Source organism: Paenarthrobacter sp. AB444 (genome assembly GCF_028736865.1).
Classification (GTDB): Bacteria; Actinomycetota; Actinomycetes; order Actinomycetales; family Micrococcaceae; genus Arthrobacter; species Arthrobacter nicotinovorans_B.
The window spans coordinates 232662-257528 of the sequence record NZ_JAQZBY010000002.1 but is presented as its reverse complement, the minus strand read 5'-3'; the positions used below and the strand labels follow the sequence as shown (position 1 = coordinate 257528).

Annotated in this window: 24 protein-coding genes and 2 tRNA genes; 16 read left to right on the top strand and 10 right to left on the bottom strand. The window is 62.7% G+C overall.

Annotated features, from left to right (window positions below; all coding sequences use genetic code 11):
* Nucleotides 1–99: 99 nt before the first annotated feature.
* The 7 genes from PQ627_RS04595 to pknB are packed head-to-tail and all read left to right on the top strand — an operon-like array spanning nucleotide 100 to nucleotide 9695.
* Complete coding sequence (locus tag PQ627_RS04595) at nucleotides 100–849, top strand: FhaA domain-containing protein (RefSeq protein WP_274258805.1); 750 nt, start codon at nucleotides 100–102, stop codon at nucleotides 847–849.
* Nucleotides 846–1334 (top strand): FHA domain-containing protein FhaB/FipA, encoded by a 489-nt coding sequence (locus PQ627_RS04590; protein WP_144660191.1) that lies wholly within the window; start codon nucleotides 846–848, stop codon nucleotides 1332–1334. Before PQ627_RS04595 ends, PQ627_RS04590 begins: the two co-directional genes overlap by 4 nt.
* A gap of 3 nt (nucleotides 1335–1337) precedes the next feature.
* Nucleotides 1338–3071: a PP2C family protein-serine/threonine phosphatase gene (locus PQ627_RS04585; RefSeq protein WP_274258803.1), complete on the top strand. Its 1734-nt coding sequence runs from the start codon at nucleotides 1338–1340 to the stop codon at nucleotides 3069–3071.
* The gene (locus PQ627_RS04580; RefSeq protein WP_144660196.1) at nucleotides 3068–4495 is read left to right on the top strand and encodes an FtsW/RodA/SpoVE family cell cycle protein; all 1428 of its coding nucleotides are present in this window, start codon (nucleotides 3068–3070) and stop codon (nucleotides 4493–4495) included. The genes PQ627_RS04585 and PQ627_RS04580 overlap by 4 nt, the downstream gene beginning before the upstream one ends.
* Entirely contained in the window at nucleotides 4492–5949 is a 1458-nt protein-coding gene (locus tag PQ627_RS04575; RefSeq protein WP_144660197.1) for a peptidoglycan D,D-transpeptidase FtsI family protein, read from the top strand. Before PQ627_RS04580 ends, PQ627_RS04575 begins: the two co-directional genes overlap by 4 nt.
* Nucleotides 5946–7790 (top strand): protein kinase domain-containing protein, encoded by a 1845-nt coding sequence (locus PQ627_RS04570; RefSeq protein ID WP_144660200.1) that lies wholly within the window; start codon nucleotides 5946–5948, stop codon nucleotides 7788–7790. The genes PQ627_RS04575 and PQ627_RS04570 overlap by 4 nt, the downstream gene beginning before the upstream one ends.
* Nucleotides 7791–7796: 6 nt before the next feature.
* The gene (gene pknB / locus PQ627_RS04565; RefSeq protein WP_274258797.1) at nucleotides 7797–9695 is read left to right on the top strand and encodes a Stk1 family PASTA domain-containing Ser/Thr kinase; all 1899 of its coding nucleotides are present in this window, start codon (nucleotides 7797–7799) and stop codon (nucleotides 9693–9695) included.
* Between the two features lie 18 nt (nucleotides 9696–9713).
* Here pknB and PQ627_RS04560 read toward each other — a convergent pair whose 3' ends face one another.
* The gene (locus PQ627_RS04560) at nucleotides 9714–10355 is read right to left on the bottom strand and encodes an aminodeoxychorismate/anthranilate synthase component II (RefSeq protein WP_144660206.1); all 642 of its coding nucleotides are present in this window, start codon (nucleotides 10353–10355) and stop codon (nucleotides 9714–9716) included.
* 170 nt (nucleotides 10356–10525) lie between these two features.
* Nucleotides 10526–11353, bottom strand: a complete 828-nt coding sequence (locus tag PQ627_RS04555; protein ID WP_274259000.1) for a class E sortase — start codon at nucleotides 11351–11353, stop codon at nucleotides 10526–10528.
* A 157-nt stretch (nucleotides 11354–11510) separates the two neighbouring features.
* Here PQ627_RS04555 and PQ627_RS04550 point away from each other — a divergent pair, with 157 nt between their 5' ends.
* From PQ627_RS04550 to PQ627_RS04520, 7 genes are all read left to right on the top strand, one after another.
* A complete protein-coding gene (locus PQ627_RS04550) occupies nucleotides 11511–11765 on the top strand; it encodes a cell division protein CrgA (protein ID WP_144660210.1) in 255 nt (84 codons plus the stop codon).
* 45 nt (nucleotides 11766–11810) lie between these two features.
* Nucleotides 11811–12320 (top strand): methylated-DNA--[protein]-cysteine S-methyltransferase, encoded by a 510-nt coding sequence (locus PQ627_RS04545; protein ID WP_274258793.1) that lies wholly within the window; start codon nucleotides 11811–11813, stop codon nucleotides 12318–12320.
* Complete coding sequence (locus tag PQ627_RS04540) at nucleotides 12320–12847, top strand: RNA polymerase sigma factor (protein ID WP_274258791.1); 528 nt, start codon at nucleotides 12320–12322, stop codon at nucleotides 12845–12847. The genes PQ627_RS04545 and PQ627_RS04540 overlap by 1 nt, the downstream gene beginning before the upstream one ends.
* Entirely contained in the window at nucleotides 12844–13473 is a 630-nt protein-coding gene (locus PQ627_RS04535) for a methylated-DNA--[protein]-cysteine S-methyltransferase (protein ID WP_274258789.1), read from the top strand. The genes PQ627_RS04540 and PQ627_RS04535 overlap by 4 nt, the downstream gene beginning before the upstream one ends.
* Nucleotides 13470–14186 carry an alpha-ketoglutarate-dependent dioxygenase AlkB family protein gene (locus PQ627_RS04530; protein ID WP_144660219.1) on the top strand — a complete coding sequence of 239 codons (717 nt, stop codon included), beginning with the start codon at nucleotides 13470–13472 and terminating at the stop codon, nucleotides 14184–14186. Before PQ627_RS04535 ends, PQ627_RS04530 begins: the two co-directional genes overlap by 4 nt.
* A gap of 102 nt (nucleotides 14187–14288) precedes the next feature.
* On the top strand, nucleotides 14289–14888 hold the full coding sequence (locus tag PQ627_RS04525) for a DNA-3-methyladenine glycosylase I (RefSeq protein WP_274258786.1): 600 nt from the start codon (nucleotides 14289–14291) through the stop codon (nucleotides 14886–14888).
* A 760-nt stretch (nucleotides 14889–15648) separates the two neighbouring features.
* Nucleotides 15649–16269, top strand: a complete 621-nt coding sequence (locus PQ627_RS04520) for a GyrI-like domain-containing protein (protein ID WP_274258784.1) — start codon at nucleotides 15649–15651, stop codon at nucleotides 16267–16269.
* 27 nt (nucleotides 16270–16296) lie between these two features.
* Here the strand turns inward: PQ627_RS04520 and PQ627_RS04515 are convergent, their stop codons facing one another.
* Nucleotides 16297–17151, bottom strand: coding sequence for a rhomboid family intramembrane serine protease (locus tag PQ627_RS04515; RefSeq protein WP_144660227.1), 855 nt, complete (start codon nucleotides 17149–17151; stop codon nucleotides 16297–16299).
* A gap of 21 nt (nucleotides 17152–17172) precedes the next feature.
* Nucleotides 17173–17715, bottom strand: a complete 543-nt coding sequence (locus tag PQ627_RS04510; RefSeq protein WP_144660229.1) for a peptidylprolyl isomerase — start codon at nucleotides 17713–17715, stop codon at nucleotides 17173–17175.
* A gap of 153 nt (nucleotides 17716–17868) precedes the next feature.
* Here PQ627_RS04510 and PQ627_RS04505 point away from each other — a divergent pair, with 153 nt between their 5' ends.
* Entirely contained in the window at nucleotides 17869–18858 is a 990-nt protein-coding gene (locus tag PQ627_RS04505; protein ID WP_274258781.1) for a hypothetical protein, read from the top strand.
* 128 nt (nucleotides 18859–18986) lie between these two features.
* On the top strand, nucleotides 18987–19862 hold the full coding sequence (locus tag PQ627_RS04500) for a glycosyltransferase (RefSeq protein ID WP_274258780.1): 876 nt from the start codon (nucleotides 18987–18989) through the stop codon (nucleotides 19860–19862).
* A 33-nt stretch (nucleotides 19863–19895) separates the two neighbouring features.
* Here PQ627_RS04500 and PQ627_RS04495 read toward each other — a convergent pair whose 3' ends face one another.
* From PQ627_RS04495 to gyrA, 6 genes are all read right to left on the bottom strand, one after another.
* Nucleotides 19896–20819 (bottom strand): DMT family transporter, encoded by a 924-nt coding sequence (locus PQ627_RS04495; RefSeq protein ID WP_274258778.1) that lies wholly within the window; start codon nucleotides 20817–20819, stop codon nucleotides 19896–19898.
* A 119-nt stretch (nucleotides 20820–20938) separates the two neighbouring features.
* Nucleotides 20939–21011: transfer RNA gene (locus PQ627_RS04490), tRNA-Ala, on the bottom strand.
* A 71-nt stretch (nucleotides 21012–21082) separates the two neighbouring features.
* The gene (locus PQ627_RS04485) at nucleotides 21083–21202 is read right to left on the bottom strand and encodes a DLW-39 family protein (protein WP_222120623.1); all 120 of its coding nucleotides are present in this window, start codon (nucleotides 21200–21202) and stop codon (nucleotides 21083–21085) included.
* 48 nt (nucleotides 21203–21250) lie between these two features.
* Nucleotides 21251–21324: transfer RNA gene (locus PQ627_RS04480), tRNA-Ile, on the bottom strand.
* A gap of 113 nt (nucleotides 21325–21437) precedes the next feature.
* Entirely contained in the window at nucleotides 21438–22163 is a 726-nt protein-coding gene (locus PQ627_RS04475) for a DUF3566 domain-containing protein (protein ID WP_144660239.1), read from the bottom strand.
* Nucleotides 22160–24820 (bottom strand): DNA gyrase subunit A, encoded by a 2661-nt coding sequence (gene gyrA / locus PQ627_RS04470; RefSeq protein WP_144660241.1) that lies wholly within the window; start codon nucleotides 24818–24820, stop codon nucleotides 22160–22162. The genes PQ627_RS04475 and gyrA overlap by 4 nt, the downstream gene beginning before the upstream one ends.
* Between the last annotated feature and the right edge of the window lie 47 nt (nucleotides 24821–24867).

Genomic DNA, 24867 nt, shown 5'->3' with positions numbered 1-24867 from the left:
GGCCGCTCGGCACTCACTTTGGTGTGTGCACAGACGGACCAACAGCAGGAGTATCGGACCAGGCACAGCAGGTGCCGCGGCAAGGAAAGGAGAAGGAACATGGGTTTGCTGGACAAAGTCGAGCGCGGCATTGAAAAAGCCGTCCGCAACGTCTTCTCCACAGGGTCGCGGGCACGGGTTGAGCCGGTGGAAATCGCGAGCAAACTGAGGCGGGAACTGGACAACCAGTCCATCACTATTTCCGCCGGACGTACGCTCGCTCCCAATGTTTTCGATGTCCTGCTCAGCGATGAGGATTTCGCCCGGGCCCAGGAGTGGGGAACGCCGCTCGCCGAGGAACTGTGCGATGTCGTCATCCAGCACGTGCGCAGCCAGGGCTACACGCTCCAGGGAGCTGTCAGGATCTCGTTCCGTCGAAACGACGAAGAACGGGCAGGCCACTTCGAAATTGCTTCCCGGACCGAGAAGTCTTCCGGCGATGGGGCTCCTGCCCCGCAGCCTCCCCGGGCCAATGTTCCCGCAGCCCCGGCCCGGCAGCCCACGCGCCTCCAGCCTGTTTTGGACATCAACGGCCAGCGGTACTCACTCAACGCCCCGAGCGTCGTGCTGGGCCGCTCTTCGGAAGCTGACATCCTGGTGGATGACACCGGTGTTTCGCGGAAGCACCTTGAAGTGCGCACCGGACACGGCAGTACATGGGCTGTGGACCTCGGCTCCACGAACGGCAGCTACGTCAACGGACACAAGGTAAACGGCAGCGTGGAGCTTACAGACGGCTCAACCATCACGATGGGACGTACCAAGATTATTTTCCGCCTCCTCCCCCAGACCCCGGGTGGCCACGCGTGAACGATGTCAGCGAACTGACCATTACAGCGCTTCGCTTTGGGTTCCTCCTGCTGCTGTGGATTCTGATCTTCAGCATCGTGTCCACCATGCGCCGTGACTTCCAGATCGGCCGCAAGGCCGTGACCGGAGTCCCCACGGCGCGCGAAGTCCGCAAACATCCGGAACTGGCCGCTTCGCCACCGCCGGCCATCCAGCACGCCCGCAAGCTCGTTGTCACCGAGGGTCCCCTCAAGGGCACCACGGTTCCCCTCGCCGCCAGCCCGATCCTGCTCGGCCGCGCACAGGAAGCAACGTTGGTCCTCGAGGATGACTACGCCTCCGGACGGCATGCGCGTTTGTTCCCGCAGGGCAGCCGGTGGTTCATCGAGGACCTCGGCTCAACCAACGGCACCTACCTGGCCGATCAGCAGCTCACGCGCGCTTTGCCGGTGGAGCTCGGTGTCCCCGTGAGAATCGGCAAGACGGTCATTGAATTGAGGCCATAGTCCATGGCCTCTCCCGAGACCCCCAAGGACAAGGAACAGCCCGCGGAGCGCCCGTTGATCATGCGCTACGCGGCGCGTTCCGACGTCGGCCGGATCCGCTCCAAGAATGACGACTCCGCTTACGTGGGCCGCCATCTGGCAGTGGTTGCCGACGGCATGGGTGGACATGCCGGCGGCGATGTCGCCTCCGCTTCGACCGTCCTGGACATGATCCACCTGGACCACGACGACTACCCCGACGGCGCCGACACCGTCCTGGCTGACGAGATCCAAACCGCCAACTCCCTCCTCTCCGAGCTCGTCCACCAGAATCCCAAGCTGTCCGGCATGGGTACGACGGTCACGGCTTTGCTCCTTGAGGACCGCAAGCTCCACTTCGCCCACATCGGCGATTCCCGCGCGTACCGCCTGCGCAACAAGAAGTTCGAGCAGATCAGCGTTGACCACACCTTCGTCCAGCGACTCATTGACGAGGGCCGGCTCCGTCCTGAAGAAGCAGAGACCCATCCGCACAAGAACGTCCTGATGCGCGTTCTCGGAGACGTTGACGCCAGCCCTGAACTGGACCTGGACGTCCTGGACGTAGAAGCCGGTGAACGCTGGCTGCTGTGCTCCGACGGCTTGAATTACGTGGCAGGACACGTTGTGGAGCGCGTGGTCCGTGAAACCAAGGACCTGCGCGAATGTGCGGAGATCCTGGTGGACCTGACCCTCGAGGCCGGGGCCCCGGACAACGTCACCGTTGTCATGCTGGAAATCGCCGAGGAAACGGTCGACGACGTCAACACGGCCGCCGTCGACGTCGTACCGGCCGCGGCGCTTGCCGCCGTCGATGAACCGGACGCTGTCACGGCCACCAAGTCCGCCGACGAACCGCCGGCAGGCAAGGCCTCCGGGGCCGCCTCCGCATCAAAGACGAAGGCCGGCGAGGAGACGGACTCAGGAGCGTCTTCCGCTGACGACGACAAGCGGTCCACTGACGGTGAGCAGACAAAGGGCACGGAAAAGACGGACGAATCGTCCGAAGATTCCGAATCAGCCGACGAACCTCCCGCGACCACCGATCCGCACCTTGGCGAACACCTGTCAGCGGAAGTTCTGCGCGAAGAACTGGCCAGCCGTCCGCACGAATTGGTGGGCGCCGCGGCCTCGGCAGCAGAAACCGGATCCATCCCCACCGTTGCCGGCCGCACGGTCGCACGTCGGGCCGCCACAGTCCTGACGCACAAGGCCGAGCAGGACCGCCCCGAGATCGAGGAGCCTCCGCGTCGCCGCAACCGCTGGCTGATGCCCGCCGTCGCCGCATTTGTGGTCCTCGGCGTCGTGGTTGGCCTCTGGCTTGGCTATGCCTGGACGCAGACGCGCTATTACGTGGGTGAATACGACCAGCGCGTTGCCATCTTCAACGGTATTTCCCAGAGGCTTGGCCCCATCCAGCTGTCCCGGCTGGAAGCAGTGACCGATGTCAGGGTCGATTCCTTGCCCGAGTACGGTCAGCAAAGCGTTCGCCAGACCGTCCCGGCCGGTGACCTCCACGATGCCCAGCTGATTGTGGAAAACCTGAAGCAGTATGGCAGTGCCTCGGTGAATTGCCCCAGCACCTCGCCAACCGGCACGGCTACGCCCAAGGCATCAACGACGCCGACCCCAACAGCCACGGTGCCGATTCCAAGCACGGCGGCCGTCGCCAGCCCCACGCCTTCGCCCGTACCGACTCCCTGTGAGGGGGCAAAATGATCCAGACTGAAACCGCCCCCAAGCCCCGCCGGAACGTCGAGCTGCTGCTTATCGTGCTGGCCCTCGCCGTGGGAATCGGCGCCAGCGCCTTGGTCAGCCTCAATTCCGGGAAGGGACTCGACAGCGACTTCTGGTTCCAGTCGAGCCTGCTCGCTGTTGCAGCTTTCGCGTTCCACGTAGTCCTCCGCCTGCGGGCGAAGTATGCCGATCCGGTAATACTTCCAATTGTCGTGGCCCTCAACGGCCTTGGCCTGGCGCTGATCCACCGCATGGATGGCCCCGGCGACGATACCGGCAACAACCAGCTCCGGTGGACGCTCATAGCCATGGCAGTGTCCATCGCCGTGATCTGGTTCCTCAAGGACCACCGCGTTCTTCGCCGGTTTACCTACATTTCGCTGGCAGCCAGCGCCTTGCTGCTGGTCCTGCCCTTGGTACCGGGCATCTCTGCCGGCGAAGTGCTGGGCGCAAGCGTATGGATCCGCATCGGGCCCATGACCTTCCAGCCGGGCGAAATCGCCAAGATCACCCTGGCCATATTCTTCGCCGGTTATCTTTCCTCCAACAGGGACCTCATCCTCCTGGCAGGCCGCAAGATCGGTCCCATGCAGTTCCCGCGTTTCAAGGATCTGGGTCCGATGATCACCGCCTGGCTCGTGAGCATCGGCGTCCTGGTCTTCCAGCGCGACCTGGGCTCGTCGGTCCTCTTCTTCGGACTTTTCATCGTGATGATCTACGTGGCCACCAGCCGCATCTCCTGGGTGGTCATTGGCCTTGCGTTGATCCTCGGCGGTGGTTTCATTGCGTCGAAAATCTTCTCCCACGTCGCCTTCAGGATCGACAGCTGGATCAACGCCTTTACCCCCGAGGTCTTCGGCAGGTCACCGGGCGGCAGCGGACAGATTGTCCAAGGCCTGTTCGGCATGGCAGATGGTGGCCTGGTGGGAACCGGGCTTGGCCAGGGCAGGCCGGACCTGGTGCCGTTCGCCAACAGTGACATGATCGTGGCCCTCATTGGCGAGGAACTGGGCCTGATCGGCCTCTTCGCCGTCGTCATGCTCTACATGCTGCTCTTCACCCGTGGTTTCCGTGCAGCCCTCGGAACACGCGATGCCTTCGGAAAGCTCTTGGCTTGCGGCTTGTCGTTCGCCATTGCCCTCCAATGCTTCGTGGTCATCGGTGGCGTCACGCGGCTCATTCCCTTGACCGGCCTGACCACGCCGTTCCTGGCGGCCGGAGGTTCATCCCTGTTGGCCAACTGGATCATCGTCGGGCTGCTGCTCATGATCTCCAATACGGCCCGCGGCCCCGTGGACACCACTCCCATGGTTAACAAGTCCCCGACCACCAGTTCCCAGGGCACAGTCAAAACTGCAACAGGACAGACCCCGAGCGCACCAACAGAGGCGGTGAAGCATCAATGAACCAGGCTATTCGCAGCTCCTGGATGGCCGCCGTCGCCATGTTCGCGTTGATTTTCGGCGCCATCAGCTACGTCCAGGTCATTGGCGCGGACGACCTCAACGCCAACCCCTGGAACCAGCGCGCCATCCTGGCGACCTTCTGCAATGAACGCGGTGCAATCATCGTGGGCGGGAAGCCGGTGGCGGAGTCCGTGCCGGGAACAGAATCCTGCGCGTTCCAGCGCTCCTACCCCCAGCCTGAGCTTTACGCAGGCGTCACCGGGTTCTTCTCCAGGGGCTTTGGATCCACAGGTCTTGAGCAGTCCATGGGCGAGACACTGGCGGGCAATTCGGACCAGCTGTTCCTGGACCGCATCAGCCAGATGTTCCTGGGCAAGGAGCCCAAGGGTGCCTCAGTTGAGCTGACCTTGGATCCTGCCATCCAGAAACTGGCTTACGACCTCATTCCTGACGGGCAGCGTGGCTCAATCGTGGTCACCAACCCGAAGACCGGAGCCATCCTTGCCATGGTCTCCAAGCCGTCATACGACCCCAACCTGATAGCCACGCACGACACCGCTGCCGCGGAGGCGAACATGGCCAAGCTGAACCAGGTCCCGGGCATCAACCTGAACCAGAATGTCAGCGGTCCCACGGGCAACCTGCTCTCGCCCGGCTCGGTCTTCAAGCTCATTGACACTGCGGCAGCCCTGAACTCGGGCAAGTACAACAAGGACAGCGAGCTGCCAAACCCCAGCAGCCTCCCGCTTCCGGGGTCGAACGCCAGCCTCCCCAACTATGCCGGCGGTAACTGCAACGTCCGGGAGACGGCGTCGTTCGCTTTTGCTTTGGAGCAGTCCTGCAACACGCCGTTCGCCAGCATCGCACTGGACCTCGGCCAGGACGCGATCCGCCAACAGGCTGAAAAGTTCGGCTTCGGCGAGACCTTCGGCGACCAGCTCAAGCTCCAGCAAGCCAAGAGTGTGTTCCCCAAGGACCTGGACCAGGCCCAGCTGGCCCAGTCCTCGGTGGGTCAGCGCGACGTGAAGGCCACGCCGCTGCAGATCAACATGATGACGGCCGCCATCGCCAACGGCGGTGTGCAGATGAAACCCAACCTGGTTCAAACGGTGCGCGCTCCCGACCTCCGTGTCATCAGCGAAACCAAGCCCGAACCGCTGCGCACCAGCACCACCCAGCCGATTGCCAGCCAGATCACCGAGTGGATGACCAGTGCCGTGGACAACGGTATTGCCAAGGGCGCGGCCGTTCCCGGCATCAAGGTGGCCGGCAAGACCGGCACGGCCGAACTCGGGGATTCCGGTGTGAACAACTCTTGGTTTACCGGGTTCGCCCCGGCAAACGACCCGCAAGTAGCCGTCACCATCGTCATGGAAGGTGTGGACGTGCTCAGCGGTGCCCAGCTAACCAGTCCGAACGCGAAGAAGATTTTTGAGGCGGTGTTGAATAAGTGAGGCCTACTTCGGGAATCACACTCGGCGGCAGGTTCCAGCTGACCAGTCGCATTGCGATTGGTGGCATGGGCGAGGTCTGGAAGGCCAAGGACCAGATCCTTGGCCGGATCGTGGCCATCAAAGTGCTGAAGGAGGAATACACGGGGGACCCCGGCTTCCTGCAGCGCTTCCGTGCCGAGGCGCGCCACACAGCCCTCCTTAACCACGTGGGCATTGCCAATGTCTTCGATTACGGCGAGGAAGCCGGCTCCGCCTACCTCGTGATGGAGCTCGTGCCCGGGCACCCTCTCAGCGGGATCCTGGAGCGCGAGCAGGTGCTGTCCCCGGACATGACGCTCTCCATCATCGCCCAGACGGCCCGCGCCCTTGCCGTGGCCCACGCGCAAGGCCTGGTGCACCGCGACATCAAGCCCGGCAACCTGCTGATCACACCGGACAACCGGGTCAAGGTTACTGACTTTGGCATCGCCCGCCTGGCGGACCAGGTACCGCTGACCCAGACCGGCCAGGTCATGGGCACCGCGCAGTACTTGGCGCCGGAGCAGGCCACGGGCCAGACGGCCACGGGTTCGTCCGACATCTATTCGCTTGGCGTCATCGGTTACGAGTGCCTCACCGGCCACCGTCCGTTCTCCGGTGAATCCCAGATTGCCATCGCCCTGGCGCAGGTCAACGACGCTCCGCCGCCGCTTCCGGACACCCTTCCGGTTCCCGTACGTGCGCTGTTGATGTCCATGCTGGCCAAGGACCCCAAGAACAGGCCGGCCAACGCCATCAAGCTGGCAGAAGCAGCCGAAGCCATCCGCAACGGCGACATCGCCACGGCACACGCCGCCGTCCCCGGAATGCTGTTGTTCGAAGGCGCTACCGGCCCCATCACGGCGCCGGTCAACACCGCAACGGCACCCACCGGCGTCGTCGCTTCGCCGTACGGCAAGGAGCAATCGTCGACGGCGACCTCCGCGCTTCCGGTGCTGGGCGCCGGCGCAGCCGGAGCTGCTGTGGGAGCCGCCGCGGCTTCCGCCGACAACCCCCTGACGCGTGCCAACGCCCTGGAGGCAGAGCGGCAGCTGAACGACGATGAAGAAGTCATCTACAGCGATGACGAGCGCTACGACGATCCGGAACCGGAACGCAAAAAACGCAGCCCTTGGACGTGGCCGCTTGTCGCGTTGATCCTTCTGGTGTTGTTCGCGCTGATTGGTTTCCTGATTTCGCAGTCCGGATTCTTCTCGCCGAGCCCTTCGCCCAGCCAGTCGACGTCGGCCAGCACCAGCCGCTCGCCCAGCCCCACGTCGTCGTCGGCCACTCCGTCACCAACGCCCACCCAGACCTCTGAAGCGCCGTCGCCCACCCAGTCGACCCCGCAGAAGATCAACATCATCCCGGAGGAATTCCAGGGACAACCATTCGAGACGGTCAGCGCCAAGCTCCGTGCGCTCGGTCTCGGCGTCGACGGACAAGAGAAATTCGATCAGTCAGCACCTGGAACGGTGCTTAGCCTCAATCCCACCGGTCCGGTGGACCCCGGAACCACCATTACAGTGACCTACTCCGCGGGTCCCGAGATGGTTGCGGTGCCCACCATTGGCGAGGGTGTTCCCGAAAGCCAAGTGCAGGCAGCCCTGCAGGGCGCGGGACTGAAGTATGTCAAGGGTGAGGACGTCAACGGATCCATCAGCCAGCAGCCCGGAACGTTCGTTCGTTCGTCGCCGGCTGCAGGCACCGAGGTACCGGCCGGTTCCACTGTGACCTACTATCTGTCCAAGGAGCTCATCCCCACCAACCCAGGCTCCACAAAAGCCAACCCGTCAAGCTCTGCTTCCCCAACAGGCCGCTAAACCACCATGTCTACGCCCCGTCCCGGCCCCGCGCATCGAGAGGAGAGCACACCTGTGTCTTCACAGCGCATCCTCAATGAACGCTATGAACTCGGTGAGTTGATCGGTCGTGGCGGCATGGCTGACGTCTACAAGGGAACAGACACCCTGCTGGGACGAACCATCGCGGTGAAGGTCCTGCGCGCGGACCTTGCCCGCGATCCGCAGTTCCAGGCCCGTTTCAAGCGTGAAGCCCAGGCCGTCGCGGCGCTCAACCATCCCTCCATCGTCGCCATCTTTGATACGGGAGAGTATTCCGTTCCGGGTGGCCCCGGAGAGGATGTGCGCGTTCCGTACATCGTCATGGAGTTCGTCTCGGGCCGCACGTTGAGGGACATGATCAAGGCGAAGGAACTGGGCGTAGAGGATTCCATCGGCTACACGCTGGGTGTACTCGCTGCCTTGGAGTACAGCCACCGTGCCGGGATTGTCCACCGGGACATCAAGCCGGCCAACGTCATGGTCTGCGCGGACACCGGTGAAGTCAAAGTCATGGACTTCGGCATCGCGCGTGCCATGGCCGACTCCGCGGCCACGATGACCCAGACCCAGGCGGTTGTGGGTACCGCACAGTACCTCTCACCGGAGCAGGCCAGGGGCGAAACCGTGGACGCCCGCAGCGATCTCTACTCGGCCGGCTGCCTCCTGTATGAGCTCCTGACCAGCCGGCCGCCCTTCGTGGGCGACAGCCCGGTGTCAGTGGCCTACCAGCACGTCCGCGAAACTCCGGACCTTGCGAGTGCACACAACCCGGATGTCACCGAGGCGCTGGACTCGGTGCTGGTCAAGGCCCTGCAGAAGAGCCGAACGGATCGCTTCCAGGATGCCGCCGCCTTCCGTCGGGCCCTTCGTGCCGCGAGCAATGGCATCCCGGTGCCCGCCGTCGCGGCCAGCGAAGCCCCCACCGATCCAAACGACCTTGTGGAAGACGATAACCCCTCCACGCAGCTCCTTAGTGCCACGGCCGTGGGATTGCTGGATGTGGACCAGTTCAAGGAAGAACCCCTTGACCGGGCACATGAGGAACCCCTTCCCCTGGGCCTCCCACCGGAACGTGAGCGGCCTGCCCAGCAGAGGTCCCGCCGTCGTGCTTGGATCGCGACGCTGGTGATCTTCACGCTCCTGGTGTTGGCCGGCGGCGGTTTCTGGCTCTACAACCTCATGAACGCCAAGCCTGCCGAGCCTGCCAAGGTCGAGGTGCCGGTGGTGGCCAACATGACCGAATCCCAGGCGATCCAGAAGCTCTATTCACTGAAGCTCGTGCCAAAGTCGGTACGCGAGGCCAGCAATACTGTCGCCAAGGACATGGCCATAGGCACCACACCGGCTGCGGGTTCAATGGTGAACCAGGACGGCGAAGTGATCCTCAAGGTCTCCAGCGGTCCAAGCTCGGTGACCATACCGGCGGACATCGTGGGACGTACAGAAGCGAATGCCACCGATGTCCTCCGGAAACTCGGCATCACGGGCGATATCAACAGTGTCCGGACGCACAGCGCCACCGTACCCATGGGCCAGGTCATAGGCACAGCCCCGGCACCGGGGGCCCCGATTGCCACCAACTCAACGGTGGAGCTGCAGATCTCCTCCGGCAAGGTCCTGATGCCACAGCTCATCGGGCTGCCCCAGGCCGAGGCCGAGGCGGCACTGAAGGCCAACGGCCTGACCATGGTGGTGGTGGAGCAGGAGAACTCGCAGGTAGAGCCGGGCAAGGTCACCGCACAGAGCGAGGTCTTCAACACCGAGGTCGATCAGGGCAAGACGGTCACCGTTACGGTTGCCAAGGCTCCTGCCCCACCGCCAACGCCCACTCCTACGCCGACTGAGGACACCCCGACGCCGAAGCCCACGCCCACCAAAAAATAGCCTGTGGGGGCCGGGCGGCTACTGCTTGATCAGCGGGCTCAGCTGCGCGGCACGCTCGGCTGCGCCGGTCATGCCAAGGGATTCGAGCCAGTTACCCAGCATCTGGTAACCGCCCTCGGTGAGCACTGACTCCGGGTGGAACTGGACGCCGCAGAGCGGAGCGGTCTTGTGCTGGAGGCCCATCACGACACCGTTCGTGGTCTCCGCCGTGACCTCCAGGACATCAGGAATGGAGTCGCGAACGGCTGCGAGGGAGTGGTACCTGGTTGCTGTGACGGGAGAGGGGAGGCCGGCAAAGACACTCTTCCCTTCGTGCCGCACAGGGGAGGTCTTGCCGTGCATGAGCTCAGGGGCGTGGGTCACCACTCCGCCGTAGGCTTCGGCAAGGGCCTGGTGCCCAAGGCAGACGCCGAACATGGGCTTGGAGGCTTCACCACACCACTTGATGAGCTCGATGCAGACGCCGGCTTCGGCAGGGGTGCCCGGCCCGGGCGACACGAGGACGCCGTCGCGGGTTGCCGCCAGTTCCGTGGCCTCAGCCAAAGTGACGTCGTCGTTCCGGACGACAGTTGTTTCGGCGCCCAGTTCCTGGAGGTAGCCCACCAGTGTGTAGACGAAGCTGTCGTAGTTATCTACTACCAAAATCTTTGTTGTGCTCATGGTTGCTGCACTAAACCAATCGTTGAGTCAGTCAGGGTGGTGAATTGGGAAAACCAGGGGAACAGGAACTCGACCATCAGTACCAGGGCTACTCCCACCAGTACCAGCGAAGTGAGGATCCGCACCCACAGCGGGCCGGGCAAGTTCCGGAAGATCCATGCGTACATCTGCTACCCCTTTCCGTGGGCACGGGCTACTTGGGCGGCAATTTCCGACGGCGGTCCTGCTGAGGCAGGTTGCCAACTCTCCAGTAAGGAGTAGGCAATGATGCGTTCCTGCGCACCGAACCTGGGGTTGCAACTGGTCATCGTCAGGAAGCTCTCCGTGGGGGTGGCTCCCGACTGCGTGGGCACGGGCAGCAGAACGTCGGTGCGGTCGGGCAGAACGATCTGGTTGTTGCGGAAAACGTAGGTGTAGTAGCCGTCGGCAGTTTGGACGTAGATCTTGTCGCCGGGAACCAGCGTATGGATGTTGTCCAGGACGGCGCCGTGGGTTTGCCTGTGGCCGGCCACCGCAAAGTTGCCCGGCGCCCCGGGCATGCTGGTGCTTCCGTAGTGTCCAAGGCCCAAGGTATCCAGGACATCCGAGCTGGTGCCTTCGATGATGGGGCGCGTGTAGTCCTGGCCAAAACGCGGGATGTACATGATGCCGATGGTTCCGCCGTGGCCAGGGGCCTTGCCGACAACGGGTGTTCCGTAGTCCACAGGGCCCGCGGGTGCTGCAGGGGCTACCGGTCCAGTGAATTCCTGGGCGAAGCTCTTGACGGCCTCGGTCTGCTTGGCGTCGGCTTCAACGTTGGTCCACCACAATTCCCACGCCACGAAGAGGAGCAGGACAATGCCCGCCGTGATGAGCAGCTCACCCAGGATCTGGCTGATCTTCCGGATGACATTTGAGGCGCCGCGCTTCTTGCGGGGGCGCAATTCCTCCCCTTGGCTCGCGGACGGCACGGCAGATGCCGCCGTCGTCTGCTGGTGCGCCACAGGGTCTCCTCTTATAGGGCGCGGGCGTCACTGGCGTATCCCGAGTTGCGGCTAGACTTGACAGCTAGAACCAACCCGGAACGCCGTGTGGCCGTTAACCGCTGGAAATTTCCTTCCTGCAGGATATCAAGGCCAGCGCGACGGGTATCAACAGAGCAGTCCAGGAGGATCCGTGCCCGAGTCCAAGCCCCGCAAGCGGCCTGCCCGCCAGACCCAACAGACCTCGGCCACACAGCAATACAAGCCCAACCCGGTGTGGTACAAGGCCGTCATGTTCGGCCTCATGATCCTCGGCCTCCTCTGGATCATCACCTTCTACATCACTGAAGGCCAATTCCCGGTCCGCGACTGGGCCTCCTGGAACATCGTTGCGGGCTTCGGCATCGCGATTGTTGGGTTCCTCATGACCACCCGCTGGCGCTCCTAGGAATTCCGGACCTCACATTCCGGTGTCCGCTGGCGTCTACAGGATATGAGCAACCGGCACACCACGTTGGATTCCCCGCTGGGGCAGTTGACGCTGACCGCCCGCAGGGAGTGTTTGACGGGCATTTTCTACGAAGGGCACTGGCATATGCCCGCGCCCGACTATTTCGGGGAACCGGTCTCCCTTGAGGACCCGGTCTTCACCCATGCCTGGAGCGAGTTGTCCGAGTACCTGAACGGTCAACGCACCGAATTCAGCGTTCCCTTTGAGGCGCGAGGCAACCTTTTCCAAGAGAAGGTCTGGGCCCGCCTTCAACACATTCCCTTTGGGGAAACCGTCAGCTATGGGGAACTCGCCGCGGAGATGGGAGATCCCCACCTTGCGCAGGCAGTCGGTTCCGCCGTCGGACGCAATCCCATCAGCATCATCATCCCCTGCCACCGCGTGGTGGGCCGGAAGGGCCAGCTCACGGGATATGCGGGCGGACTTCGGAACAAGCGCTTCCTCTTGGAGCTCGAAGAACCGGACTCCGTGAGAGAGGGCAAGCTCTTCTGATGGAGAACGGACAGGCCAGCAAGAAACCCTTCGAGGCAGTAGTGCAGGAACGCGGTGCAACCGTGCTTCGGGTGTGCCGCGCGATCCTGGGTGTCCACGACGCCGACGACGCGTGGTCGGACACCTTCCTTGCGGCGCTCCAGGCCTATCCGGATCTGCCCGTGGATGCCAACGTCGAAGCCTGGCTGGTCACCATTGCCCACCGGAAGTGCATTGACCACCTCCGTGCCGGAGCCCGGCGCGCCCTGCCTGTGGACCATCCGCCCGAACAGCCGACCCGCCTGGGCCTGCCGGGCGACACGGACACCGAACTTCTCGACGCCGTCGCCAAACTGCCGGCGAAGCAGCGCCAGGCAGTGGCCTACCACTACCTCGCCGGCCTTCCTTACAAGGAGATCGGCGTTCTCCTCGGCAGTTCGCCTGAGGCGGCACGCCGTGCAGGCGCCGATGGCGTGAAAGCACTCCGCACAGTTATCCAATCTCCTGCTTCGCTGGTCCATTCATCATCGAAAGGTGAAGTCCAATGACCCTCGACCCCAGCCTTGCGCATGACGAGGTGGTTTCCCTCCTGGAGCCCCTGGATGTTGGGCTCCAGCCCGCCCTGGCCAACCTCCACGCCCGGCTTGCCCGCGACGCCCAACTGACCCACGCCATGGACATCGCCTACCGTACGATCGATTCTCCAGTGGGGAAGCTGCTGCTCGCGGCAACGGACCGGGGAATCATCCGGGTCGCCTTTGAACTGGAAAACCACGACTCCGTTTTGCAGCTGCTTGCCGACACTGTCAGCCCACGCATCCTGGAAGCCCCCCTCCGCTTGGATGACGCCGCACGGGAACTCGACGAGTACTTCGCAGGCAAGCGCCGGGATTTCGACCTCCTCCTCGACTTCCGCTTGTCCCGCGGTTTCCGTCTCAACGTCCTCCGGCACCTGCCGAGGATTCCCTATGGAAACACTGCGAGTTACGCACAGGTGGCACAGGCTGCGGGCAGCCCCAACGCTGTCCGCGCGGTGGGGACCGCTTGCGCCACCAATCCTCTGCCTGTGATCGTGCCTTGCCACCGGGTGGTCAAGTCCGATGGCAGCTTCGGTGGCTACCTCGGCGGCCCCGAAGCCAAGCGGGCATTGCTCACGCTGGAGGCAGCCGCGTGAGTGACGACGCCCTGTTTCCGCGTGAGCTGGTTCAGCCGGAAACGCACGACGCCGGTCCTCGCCTGGTGCGGCCCGGCGCGGTTCACGTCCCGGGTTGGCTGACTTTGGAGCAGCAGCGCTGGATAGTAGCCCGTTTCGGTGAATGGTCCCAGGGACCCGTTCCGCTGCGGGCTGCCACGCTTCCCGGCGGGCACCAAATGTCGGTACGCACCGTGTGCCTCGGCTGGCATTGGCAGCCGTACCGTTACTCGCGGACAGCTACGGACGTGAACGGGCAAGCTGTCCTCGATTTTCCGGACTGGATGGTCCGTCTGGGGAAAAAGGCGGTCTCCGCTGCCTACTCGCGGGAGGTGGGCGTTGACGAGTCATTGCTGGGTCTCTCCGAGGATTACGCCCCGGACGCGGCTCTGGTGAACTACTACGCCGATGGGGCTGCCATGGGCATGCACCAGGACAAAGACGAGCATTCCGACGCTCCTGTGGTCTCCATCAGCATTGGTGAGTCGTGCATTTTCCGGTTCGGCAACACCCAGACGCGCACAAAACCGTATGAGGACGTGGAACTGCGCTCAGGGGACCTTTTCGTCTTTGGCGGTCCTTCCCGGTTTGCCTACCACGGCATCCCCAAGGTGCTCCCGGGCACTGCTCCTGATGGCTGCGGATTGGACCACGGCCGGATCAACATCACCATGCGCGTCACGGGATTGTCCTAGGTAGATAAACTTCCCCTACCTGCAACGCGGGGTCACTTATGGCCCATAAGTGACCTCACCAGGGGCCATAAGTGACCCCGCGTTGCTTTGAGAGGAGATTGCATGACCCCGGATAACGGCAGCATCATCGGACCCGACGGCCTGGCGCGTCCAGTGTGGGCTGCGTCCGATCCACTGATGCAGGCCTATTATGACCACGAGTGGGGCATGCCCGTGCGCGACGAGCAGGGGATGTACGAACGCATCAGCCTGGAGGCTTTCCAGGCTGGCCTTTCGTGGGCCACCATCCTGCGCAAGCGCGAGGCGTTCAGGAAGGCGTTCCTGGACTTCCATCCGGAGAGTGTCGCTGCGTTCACCGAGTCTGACGTGGAACGGCTCATGCTCGACGCCGGTATCGTCCGCAACCGATTGAAGATCCACGCCGCGATCACCAACGCCAAGGCAACCATTGCCCTGCGTGAGGAAGGCGGACTGGTGGACTTCGTGTGGTCCTTCCAACCTGACAGCACGCCCGCTCCCCGGAGCCTGTCGGAGATCCCCACAACGTCTCCGGAGTCCATCGCCCTTTCCAAGGCCCTGAGGAAGAAGGGCTTCGCTTTCGTCGGGCCCACCACCATGTATGCCCTGATGGAAGCGGTCGGCATCATCGACACCCATCTGGTGGACAGCCACCGGCGTGGGACCTCAGGGGTGTGGACCTAGGCGGAAGCCGCTCGGGCAGTTGAAACACCCCTTCCCCTGAATTCTTGTCCACAGAAGTGCGTAACGTTATCCACAAGCGGGGATAACTTCTGTGGACATCCACACACTTGGCCCCAAAAACCCCGGCACCTCGGCCAAGCAGGCCACCACGTCGCCCGGGGGACAGTTTTACCCACTGTGCACTGTGCTGTGGATAGTGGCCGAATCTTCATCGAAAGTTCAAGCCGTTGGGATTGCCGCGTTGGCCTCAACCGACATTTCCAGTCCGGTCCTTCCGCCCGCCCCCATAGCCTCGGAGGGTGTGCGGACGAGCCCCTCTTCCTGGTTACCCACATAACAACACCAGGGTTCCCACAAGTTATCCACAGATGGGGAAAACATGTGGGTTGGTGTCCGAAAGACCCTGAAATGCCGGGGTTTCCTGCCCTGCCAACCGGCCGAACTACACAGATGTAAGTTATTAACAGTGTTGATAACCCTGTTGATAGACCCCTCACCCCGGGGGAATTAACAGCCTTGTCCACAGGGCTCTCAAATCCTCCCTCTTTGTCCACAAAAGGGGGATAGGTGGGGACATAGTTATCCACAGGTGTGGAGAAATCCATGCCAATCGGGGGATATCTGCCCCTGGAACGGCCCCATTGGAGGGTTAAGCCCTTAACTACATGCATGTAAGTTACTCACAGTGTGGATAACGCCTGTGGATAACACGGTCTTCCAGCTCATGCAGCCCATCAATCGGCAGGTTTACGGTTGTCCCATGAAGAGCAACTTCAAGAAGCTGATCCCCAGCTACAGTGCAACGAGGGGTACGTTCTCCGTGCTGACCGTTCCGCCCCTTCAGTACTTGAAGATCGACGGCTCAGGGGACCCCAATACTGCGGCGTCGTACAAGGACGCCTTGTCCACGTTGTACCCCGTGGCGTACAAACTGAAGTTCTTCAGCAAGGCGGAGTTGGGCCAGGACTATGGCGTGATGCCGCTGGAGGCACTCTGGTGGTCCGATGACATGGACGCCTTCACCAGCGCCAGGGACAAGTCGCTCTGGGATTGGACCCTGATGAACATGGTGCCGGACTGGATCACGCAAGAGCACTTTGAGGCGGCGTGCGAGGCTGTGGACCGAAAGGGAGCCGCCCCTGCCTTGGAGCGGCTCCGGTTGGAACCGCTGGAGGAGGGGCTGAGCGTACAGACGCTGCACATTGGTCCGTACGATGATGAAGGGCCCGTGCTGGATGAGCTGCATCACCGGTTCATACCGGAACAGTCACTGACCATGACAGGGAAGCACCACGAGATCTATCTAGGGGATCCCAGGCGGAGCGCGCCGGAGAAACTCAGGACCATCCTGCGGCAACCCGTCGCGCCCACAGCGGAGTGACACATAGGGAAGGAACCCCAGGCAGGGTTAGCCGGCGGTAACGCGGAACCAAGTCAGGACTGCCAACAAGCCCACAACCAGCACCAACCCGCCGGTTTGGAGGAGAGCCTGGTTCTTGCCGCGGGGTGCGTAGGCGATGGCAGCAGCGGCGAGGCCACCGGTAATCAATCCGCCCAGGTGGGCCTGCCAGGCGATGTTGGGGATAAAGAAACCGATGACGCCATTGATGGCGATCAGAACCCACAGTTGCTTGGTTTCGCCACCCCTGTGGCGTTGGACCACGAGCATGGCGCCGAAGAGACCGAAGATCGCGCCGGATGCGCCCACCACGCCCGAGATTGGGTAATCGGGAGTCAGCAGGAGATAGCCGACTGAACCTCCGATAGCGGAGATCACATACACCGCCAGGAAACGAATCCGCCCCAGCAACGGTTCAAGCGCTTGGCCAAAGATCCACAACGTATACATGTTCAGGACGATGTGGAGAAGGAAGCCTTGGGAGTGCAGGAACGCCGCAGTAAGCATGCGCCACGGTTCCGTGGCGGCAAAGACGTTGGCAAACGCAAAGTCCTGGAAGATGAGGTCGCCGGGCACAATCCACTGAAGGATGTACACCAGCACGCAGAGACCGATGATCGTGAACGTCACCAATGGACGGCCCACGGCCAGGGCGCCGCCGTACGGGGACCGGTAGGCCGGCGTCGTACGTTTTTGTTCGTTGACGCAGTCAACGCATTGGAACCCGACGGCGGCCGTCCGCTGGCACTCGGGGCACGCAGGGCGCCCGCAGCGCTGGCACCGCACATAGGAGGGCCTGTCCGGGTGCCGTGGGCACACCGGAATATCAGCGGACGGCTCTGCCGACGGGATTCCGTAGCTCATTAATTCAGCGTCAGTGAGCGACTAGAGCTGTTCGATGTCGATGCTGTTGATGACGACATCTTCGACCGGGCGGTCACCCATGCCGGTACGGACGGACTCGATGGCGTCCACAACCTTGCGGGATTCCTCGTCCGTGACCTCGCCGAAGATGCTGTGCTTGCCGAACAGCCAGTCGGTGTTGACCGTGGTGATGAAGAATTGTGACCCGTTGGTGCCCTTGCCCATCTGGATTCCGGCGTTCGCCATGGCCAGCTTGTAAGGAGCGTTGAACGTCAGTTCCGGGTGGATTTCGTCGTCGAACTGGTAACCGGGGCCACCGACGCCGCGGCCCAGGGGATCGCCGCCCTGGATCATGAAGTCCTTGATGATCCGGTGGAAGATGGTGCCGTTGTACAAGGGAGTACCGGTCTTGTCCTCGCCCGTCTCCGGGTGGTTCCAGGACTTCTCGCCCGTAGCCAGGCCGATGAAGTTCGCCACGGTCTTGGGCGCGTGGTTGCCGAAGAGGTCAACCTTGATATCGCCGAGGGTAGTGTGGATCGTTGCTTTTGCGGTTGCAATGGTCATAGGCCCATTCTTCCATGCAGGGTCAACGCCGGGGCAGTTGTAAAGCCGGTTCCGCGCTCGGTGAAATCCGGGCCGAATCGGCCAGATGAATAGCCGGTGTTCCCCAAGCGACGTAGGCTAGCAACAAACGAGCACGTGTATCGGGAGGTAGTTGTGAAGAAAACAGACCGTATTGCCCGCGAACTCGAACAATCCGTTGCGGTTGGTGTGGATAACGCACGCGACTGGGCTGCGCCCCGTGTGGAAGCAGCCGTGAACTGGGCTGTTCCGCGTATCCAGCACGGCATTGACACCGCTTCCCCCAAGATCCAAGAGGGGCTGAAGTCCGCCGCGCACAACCTCGCCGACGGCGTGGCAGTCGTTACGCCGCGCATCCAGGATGGACTGGCGCACCTCGCGCCAAAGATCCACGATGTCGTAGAGGACGCAACGCCGAAAATCCAGGAGACCCTCAACAAGGCAACTCCGGCACTGGGGATTGCACGGGACAAGGTGGTGGATGAGTACCTGCCCAAGCTTTCCGAACAGCTGGGCCAGGCTTCCGTAGCGGTTCACCACGTTCTGGAGAATGCTCCGGCGCAGGTTGATGCGGTTGCCCAGAAGCTTGTTGACTCCGGTGTTGTGCACAGCGTCCAGGAGCAGGCCCAGGCCACAGGCAAGCAGCTGAAGGCTGTGGCAGATGAGGCTTCCAAGGCTGTCGCCACCAAGCTGGGCAAGGAACCCAAACCCAAGAAGCGCGGTTGGCTGGTCTTCACGGTCATCGCCGCAGCTGCCGCTGCCGGTGTTGCCGCGTGGAAGGCTTCCAAGCCGGTCGAGGATCCGTGGAAGACCCCTTCCCCGGTCACACCGACCCCGGCTCCGGTTCCGGCCGCTCCTGCAGCGGCAGAAACTGCGGCTCCGGCTCCGGCCGACGCAGCTGCCTCCGCCACTGGGGCTGAAGCTGCCAAGCCCGGCACGTCGGACATTACTCCGGAGGACGCCAAGGCCGAGGCCGAGCAGGCAACCAAGGACGCCTTCAAGAACGTTGAGGACTCCAGCGCAAAGGTAGCCACGGATGCCAAGACGGCCGTCAAGAACATCGCGGCGAGCCTGAACAAGGACAGCGAAGGCTCTGATTCGGACGCCAAGGGCACCAACAGCTAAGCGCTTTCACCTGGAAAGCAGTCCACTCCTGAAGGGACTCCGGCAGCAGCCGGGGTCCCTTCAGTGTTTGCCGGCTTGTAACCAAAGCCTCCGCCAGGGGCAAAGATGCGGGTGTTAGATTTGAGGAGATGTCAGCCGATAGACCCTTGGCGGGTGCCCTCCAGGATGCCCCGGAACCTCCGGGCGTCTCCATCGTCATCCCGGCGTACAACGAAGAAAGCGTTATACGCCAGTGCCTCATCGCTGCCATCTACCAGTCCGTGCCGGCTGACGAGATCATCGTGGTGGACAACCTGTCCACGGACCGGACCGCCAGGATCGTGCGGCAAATGCAGCAGGAATACCCTGAGAGCCCCATCCTTCTTCTTCGGCAGGACAGCGCCCAGGGCCTCATTCCCACCCGCAACCACGGCCTGAACAGTGCCACGGGGGAGGTAGTGGGCCGCATCGACGCCGACTCCGTCCTGGAACCGGACTGGGTCGAGCAGGTCCAAAAGGCGTTCATGGACCAGTCCGTCGCCGCCGCCACGGGACCGGTGGTCTACTACGACATGCCCATGCGGCGGTTCGGGCTCAAGGCCGACGACAAGATGCGGCAGCTCATGCTCCGCCTGGCAAAGCACCAGTACCACTTCCTCTTCGGCTCCAACATGGCCCTTCGTCGGTCTGCTTGGGAAACCATCCGCGATGAGGCGTGCCTGGACGAGAAGGATGAGATGCACGAGGACATCGACCTCTCGCTCCACCTCTTTGAGCATGACCTGAAGGTCCAGTACGTCCCACAGATGGTCTCGGGCATGTCCGCACGCAGGCTCGAGGATTCTCCCCGCGACTACCGCTACTACGTGCAGCGCTTCGACCGTACGTACAAGGCGCACAACGTCAAGAAAATGGCCCTGAAGGCGCCCATGGTGGTGTTCTTCTCCGTTTATTTCCCTGCCAAGCTGCTCCGCGCCATCCACACGGCAAATGCCGCACAGGGCGCCCGCCGCGGCGGGCTCTGAGTCCCTGCGGGATCAACCCACGACGCCGGGACTTCAGTCAGTGCCCAGCTCAGCTTCCCTGCGGTCAGCTTCGTCTTCCCCGCGCCCTACACGGCCGCGCCTCTGGCCGGTCACGACGACGGCCAAGCCGGCAAGGATGAGCGCCAAGCCGGCATAGGTCCCCGCTGGCAAAGTCTCATTGAGGAAGATGGCCGCAAGAATGGCCGCGCCGGGGATTTCAAGCAGGATGATCATGGACACCAGCAAAGGGCTCATCGTAGCCAGCAAATGGTTGAAGGCTGTGTGCCCCACCAACTGAGCGCAGACGGTGATGGCGATGATCCCAAGCCAACCACCGGCGTCGAACCCTGACAACGGCTGCCCGCTGAGCAATGCCATCACAGCCACCAACGCCGCGCACATCCCGTAGCACAAGGTGGTGTAGGTCCCCGTAGCCATGGATTGCCGGGCCTTCCCGCCGGCCAAGGTGTACAGGCCAGCCAGGGCACCACCGGCAACGGCCAGGAGGTCACCCAAGAGCGCCTCGGGGGACGAACCCATATCGAATCCCGTGATGGCTACGACGCCCACAAAGGCTATGCCAAGGCCGATCAGGACGGGCCAGCGATGGCGCGTGCCGCGGAACATCTGGAAGACAGCGATCCAGGCGGACTGCAGGCAAACGAGTGCCGTGGCCGCCGCGACAGACGTCAATTGAAGCGCCGTGATGAAGCACGCGAAATGGAAGGCCAGTGCGACGGCGGCCATCACCGACCAGCCGAACTCGCGCCGGTTGATCCTGCCGAACGCCTTGGGCTCCCTGATGGCCACCGGCGCCGCCATCACTGCCGCACCGATCGCATTCCGCCAGAACGCGATGGCCAATGCGGTCACCGAGGTTGCGCCGAGTGTTCCTGCAATAAGGGGTCCGGAGGAAGCCACACCCAGGACTCCCAGGGCGGCGATGAGAAGGTTCACAGACCAACACTAGTGGGCCGTGGTTCCCCGTCCGTTCCCGAGTCCCGGTTTCCCAATTTCCCGGGCCAGGCGTTAAATGCAAAAGTCCCGGTCATTTCTGACCGGGACTTTCCTTATAGTGGAGGCACGGGGACTCGAACCCCGAACCCCCTGCTTGCAAAGCAGGTGCGCTACCAATTGCGCCATGCCCCCATAAGAAGCAACCCGTCTATCATACCCCATATCCGGACTGGGTTTTACCAGTTCAGAACCGGGTTCCTCGGCTAGTCAACCGTATCGGTTGATTTGCTCCAGACATCTTTCCGGGCTTCGGATTCCTGGTTCTTTTTATAAACCAGGACACCTGCGATTGCGGCTGCCACAACTACCAGCAACTTCTTCACAAGTACCTCATTCCGGTTCAGTTTTTACCTGAACCTGTTTAGGTTCCGTGGGCGTACCAGGACTTGAACCTGGGACCTCTTCGTTATCAGCGAAGCGCTCTAACCGCCTGAGCTATACGCCCCGATGCCTCATCGGGCCGAGATATGACTGTACAGCACTTCCCGGCCCGATCTCAAATCGAGGCAGTTTCACCGGTGAATTCCGCCCGAAACGGCGGAATTCCGCGGATTTTTCCTAGTCGTCCGTCAGGGTGACGCCGACGCCACCCACCAACGTTGCAGAAATGTTATAGAGAACGGCAGACAGCATGGACAGCGCCGTCAGCAGGACAACATTCACCACGGCGATGATCGTCGCGAAGGATGCCACCTGTCCCAGGGAAGCGATCTTCTTCAGCTCAAAACCGCTGCCTTCAGAACCGGCGAGCGTGCCCAGGAGGCTGTCCACCTGATTGAAGATGCCTGTGAGATCCAACACGGTCCACAAAACAATTGCCGCCACCACGGTGACGATTCCCAAGGCTACGGACAGCAGGAAAGCCATCTTGAGCACTGACCAGGGATCGACCTTGCTGACCAGAAGGCGTGCACGGCGCACCTTTGCCTTGGGAGCGGGCTTCACCAGTCCGGGACCACCTTGGGCGGGTCGTTGTCCTGCAGCGCCGGCCGGACGCTGGCCCGGCTGGGCCGGACGCTGGCCCGGGGCACCTGCCGGCCGTTGCCCGGCAGCCGCGGGGCGCTGGCCCGGCTGGGCGGGGCGTTGCCCCGGGGCGCCGGCTGGACGAGGAGCAGAGTTGGCACCCGTTGCCGGACGCGCACCTGCCGCGCCCGAGCCAGGGGATCCTGCCCCCGGGCGTTGCTGGGGACGTGCGGGCGTGCCGGCCTGCGCATTGCCTGAGGGCTGCCGGAGTCCGCCGGGGACACCTGTGCTCGGCTTGGGATATGAGTCGGAATTACTCACTCGTTACCTCCGGTATTGTCTTCGTTCAGCTCCGCGCCCGATTCGTTTTCCGGGTCAGCGTCGTTTTCCGTTGCGGTCACCGCAGCGGCGCCGTCGTTTGCAGCCAACGTTACGTCATCGTCGGCGGCGTCCTCTGATTCCTCGCCCTCCAAACCGCGTTCGCTGTTGCGGGCGACTTCGATAATGCGGTCATTCTTGTCGGGCTTGGCAAAGATGACACCCATGGTGTCACGGCCCTTGGCAGGAACGCCGGCCACGGCGGAACGGACCACCTTGCCGCCTTCCATGACCACCAGGACTTCGTCTTCTTCCTGGACAATCAAGGCACCCACAAGGTCTCCACGGTCCTCGGCGAGCTTGGCTACCTTGATACCCAAGCCGCCGCGGCCCTGGAGCCGGTATTCGTCCACAGCGGTTCGTTTGGCGTAGCCGCCCTCGGTCACAACGAACACGAACGAGCCCTCCTGGACCACGTCCGCGGCCAGCAGTTCGTCGTCTTCACGGAACTTCATGCCCGTGACACCTGAGGTGGCGCGGCCCATGGGCCGCAGGGCATCATCCGTTGCCGTGAAGCGGATTGACTGGCCCTTGCGTGAGACCAGGAGGAGGTCGTCCGTTTCGCTGACCAACTGGGCAGAAACCAGTTCGTCACCGTCACGCAGGTTGATGGCGATGACGCCGGCCGTGCGGTTGGTGTCGTAGTCTTCCAGTCGCGTCTTCTTGACCAGGCCGTTCTTGGTCGCCAGCACCAGGTACGGAGCTTGCTGGTAGTCCCTGAGATCCAGGACCTGCGCGATGTGCTCATCCGGCTGGAAGGCCAGGAGGTTGGCGACGTGCTGGCCCTTGGCGTCACGTCCGGCTTCGGCAAGTTCGTACGCCTTGGCCCGGTAGACGCGGCCCAGGTTCGTGAAGAACAACAGCCAGTGGTGCGTGGTGGTGACGAAGAAGTGCTCCACGACGTCGTCGCCGCGCAGCTGGGCGCCCTTGATGCCCTTGCCGCCACGCTGCTGTGAGCGGTAGTTGTCACTACGGGTCCGCTTGACGTAGCCGCCGCGGGTAATGGTGACAACCATTTCCTCTTCGGGGATCAGGTCTTCCATGGACATGTCGCCGTCGAAGCCCATCAGGATGTGCGTGCGGCGGTCATCGCCGTGCTTGGCGACGATTTCCGCCAGCTCTTCGCTGATGATCTGGCGTTGGCGCTCTTCCGAGCCAAGGATGGCGTTGTACTCGCTGATGAGTGCCTCGAGCTCGGCGTGGCGGTCCTGGATCTTCTGGCGCTCCAGGGCTGCGAGCCGGCGCAGCTGCATGTCCAGGATGGCGCGGGCCTGGAGCTCGTCGATGTCCAGGAGCTCCATCAGGCCTTCGCGGGCAGCTTCGGTAGTGCTGGACGCACGGATCAGCGCGATGACTTCGTCCAGCATGTCCAACGCCTTGAGGAGGGCACGCAGGATGTGTGCTTCTTCCTCGGCCTTGCGGAGGCGGTACCGGGTCCGGCGTGCGATGACGTCCATCTGGTGTGCCACCCAGTGCCTGATGAAGGCATCCAGGCTCAAGGTGCGCGGAACGCCGTCGACAATCGCCAGCATGTTGGCGGAGAAGTTGTCCTGCAGCTGCGTGTGCTTGTAGAGGTTGTTCAGGACAACCTTGGCTACGGCGTCGCGCTTGAGGACAATGACAAGACGCTGGCCTGTACGGCCCGATGTTTCGTCACGGAGGTCCGCGATGCCCTGGATCTTGCCGTCCTTGACCAGTTCAGCAATCTTGATGGCAAGGTTGTCCGGGTTGGCTTGGTACGGCAGTTCCGTGACCACCAGGCATGTCCGGCCTTGCAGTTCTTCCACATTGACCACGGCACGCATGGTGATGGAACCACGGCCCGTACGGTAGGCATCCTCGATGCCCTTGTGCCCAAGGATGGTGGCGCCCGTCGGGAAGTCGGGTCCCTTGATGCGCTGCAGAAGGGCTTCAAGGAGCTCTTCACGGGTGGCTGTGGGGTTTTCAAGTGCCCACTGCACGCCATCGGCAACCTCGCGGAGGTTGTGGGGCGGGATGTTTGTGGCCATGCCGACGGCGATACCGGAGGAGCCATTGACCAGCAGGTTGGGGAAACGCGCCGGCAGGATGGTGGGTTCCTGGTTCTTGCCGTCGTAGTTGTCCTGGAAGTCGACGGTTTCTTCGTCGATGTCCCGGACCATTTCCATGGCCAGCTGGGCCATCTTGGTTTCGGTGTAACGCGGGGCGGCCGCGCCGTCGTTGCCGGGCGAGCCGAAGTTTCCCTGTCCGAGAGCCAAGGGATAACGCATGGTCCAGTCCTGGATGAGGCGGACCAATGCGTCGTAGATCGCCATGTCACCGTGCGGGTGGTAGGTACCCATGACGTCGCCGACAACGCGGGCACACTTGTTGAACGAACGGTCCGGGCGGTATCCGCCGTCGAACATTGCGTACAGCACGCGGCGGTGGACCGGCTTAAGTCCGTCGCGGACGTCCGGGAGGGCGCGTCCGACGATGACGGCCATGGCGTAGTCCAGGTAGGACCGCTGCATTTCGGTCTGCAGGTCAACCTGCTCAACGCGGTCGGTCAGTACATCGCCCTCAAGGACGACGTCGTCGGCAGTGGAATCCGCCGGAACTTCAGGAGTTTCGTCACTCATAATCTAAGGTTTCCGTTTCAGGTATATGTCAGTTCTGGAATATTTCG

Bases quoted from the DNA above. Each gene is read 5' to 3' on its own strand.
- PQ627_RS04545 (WP_274258793.1), top strand. From the start codon at position 11,811: ATGAGCAACCGGCACACCACGTTGGATTCCCCGCTGGGGCAGTTGACG.
- PQ627_RS04585 (WP_274258803.1), top strand. From the start codon at position 1,338: ATGGCCTCTCCCGAGACCCCCAAGGACAAGGAACAGCCCGCGGAGCGC.
- PQ627_RS04510 (WP_144660229.1), bottom strand. From the start codon at position 17,715: ATGACCATTGCAACCGCAAAAGCAACGATCCACACTACCCTCGGCGAT.
- PQ627_RS04500 (WP_274258780.1), top strand. From the start codon at position 18,987: ATGTCAGCCGATAGACCCTTGGCGGGTGCCCTCCAGGATGCCCCGGAA.
- PQ627_RS04595 (WP_274258805.1), top strand. From the start codon at position 100: ATGGGTTTGCTGGACAAAGTCGAGCGCGGCATTGAAAAAGCCGTCCGC.
- PQ627_RS04575 (WP_144660197.1), top strand. From the start codon at position 4,492: ATGAACCAGGCTATTCGCAGCTCCTGGATGGCCGCCGTCGCCATGTTC.
- PQ627_RS04515 (WP_144660227.1), bottom strand. From the start codon at position 17,151: ATGAGCTACGGAATCCCGTCGGCAGAGCCGTCCGCTGATATTCCGGTG.
- PQ627_RS04560 (WP_144660206.1), bottom strand. From the start codon at position 10,355: ATGAGCACAACAAAGATTTTGGTAGTAGATAACTACGACAGCTTCGTC.
- PQ627_RS04520 (WP_274258784.1), top strand. From the start codon at position 15,649: ATGAAGAGCAACTTCAAGAAGCTGATCCCCAGCTACAGTGCAACGAGG.
- PQ627_RS04580 (WP_144660196.1), top strand. From the start codon at position 3,068: ATGATCCAGACTGAAACCGCCCCCAAGCCCCGCCGGAACGTCGAGCTG.
- pknB (WP_274258797.1), top strand. From the start codon at position 7,797: ATGTCTACGCCCCGTCCCGGCCCCGCGCATCGAGAGGAGAGCACACCT.
- gyrA (WP_144660241.1), bottom strand. From the start codon at position 24,820: ATGAGTGACGAAACTCCTGAAGTTCCGGCGGATTCCACTGCCGACGAC.
- PQ627_RS04525 (WP_274258786.1), top strand. From the start codon at position 14,289: ATGACCCCGGATAACGGCAGCATCATCGGACCCGACGGCCTGGCGCGT.
- PQ627_RS04535 (WP_274258789.1), top strand. From the start codon at position 12,844: ATGACCCTCGACCCCAGCCTTGCGCATGACGAGGTGGTTTCCCTCCTG.
- PQ627_RS04540 (WP_274258791.1), top strand. From the start codon at position 12,320: ATGGAGAACGGACAGGCCAGCAAGAAACCCTTCGAGGCAGTAGTGCAG.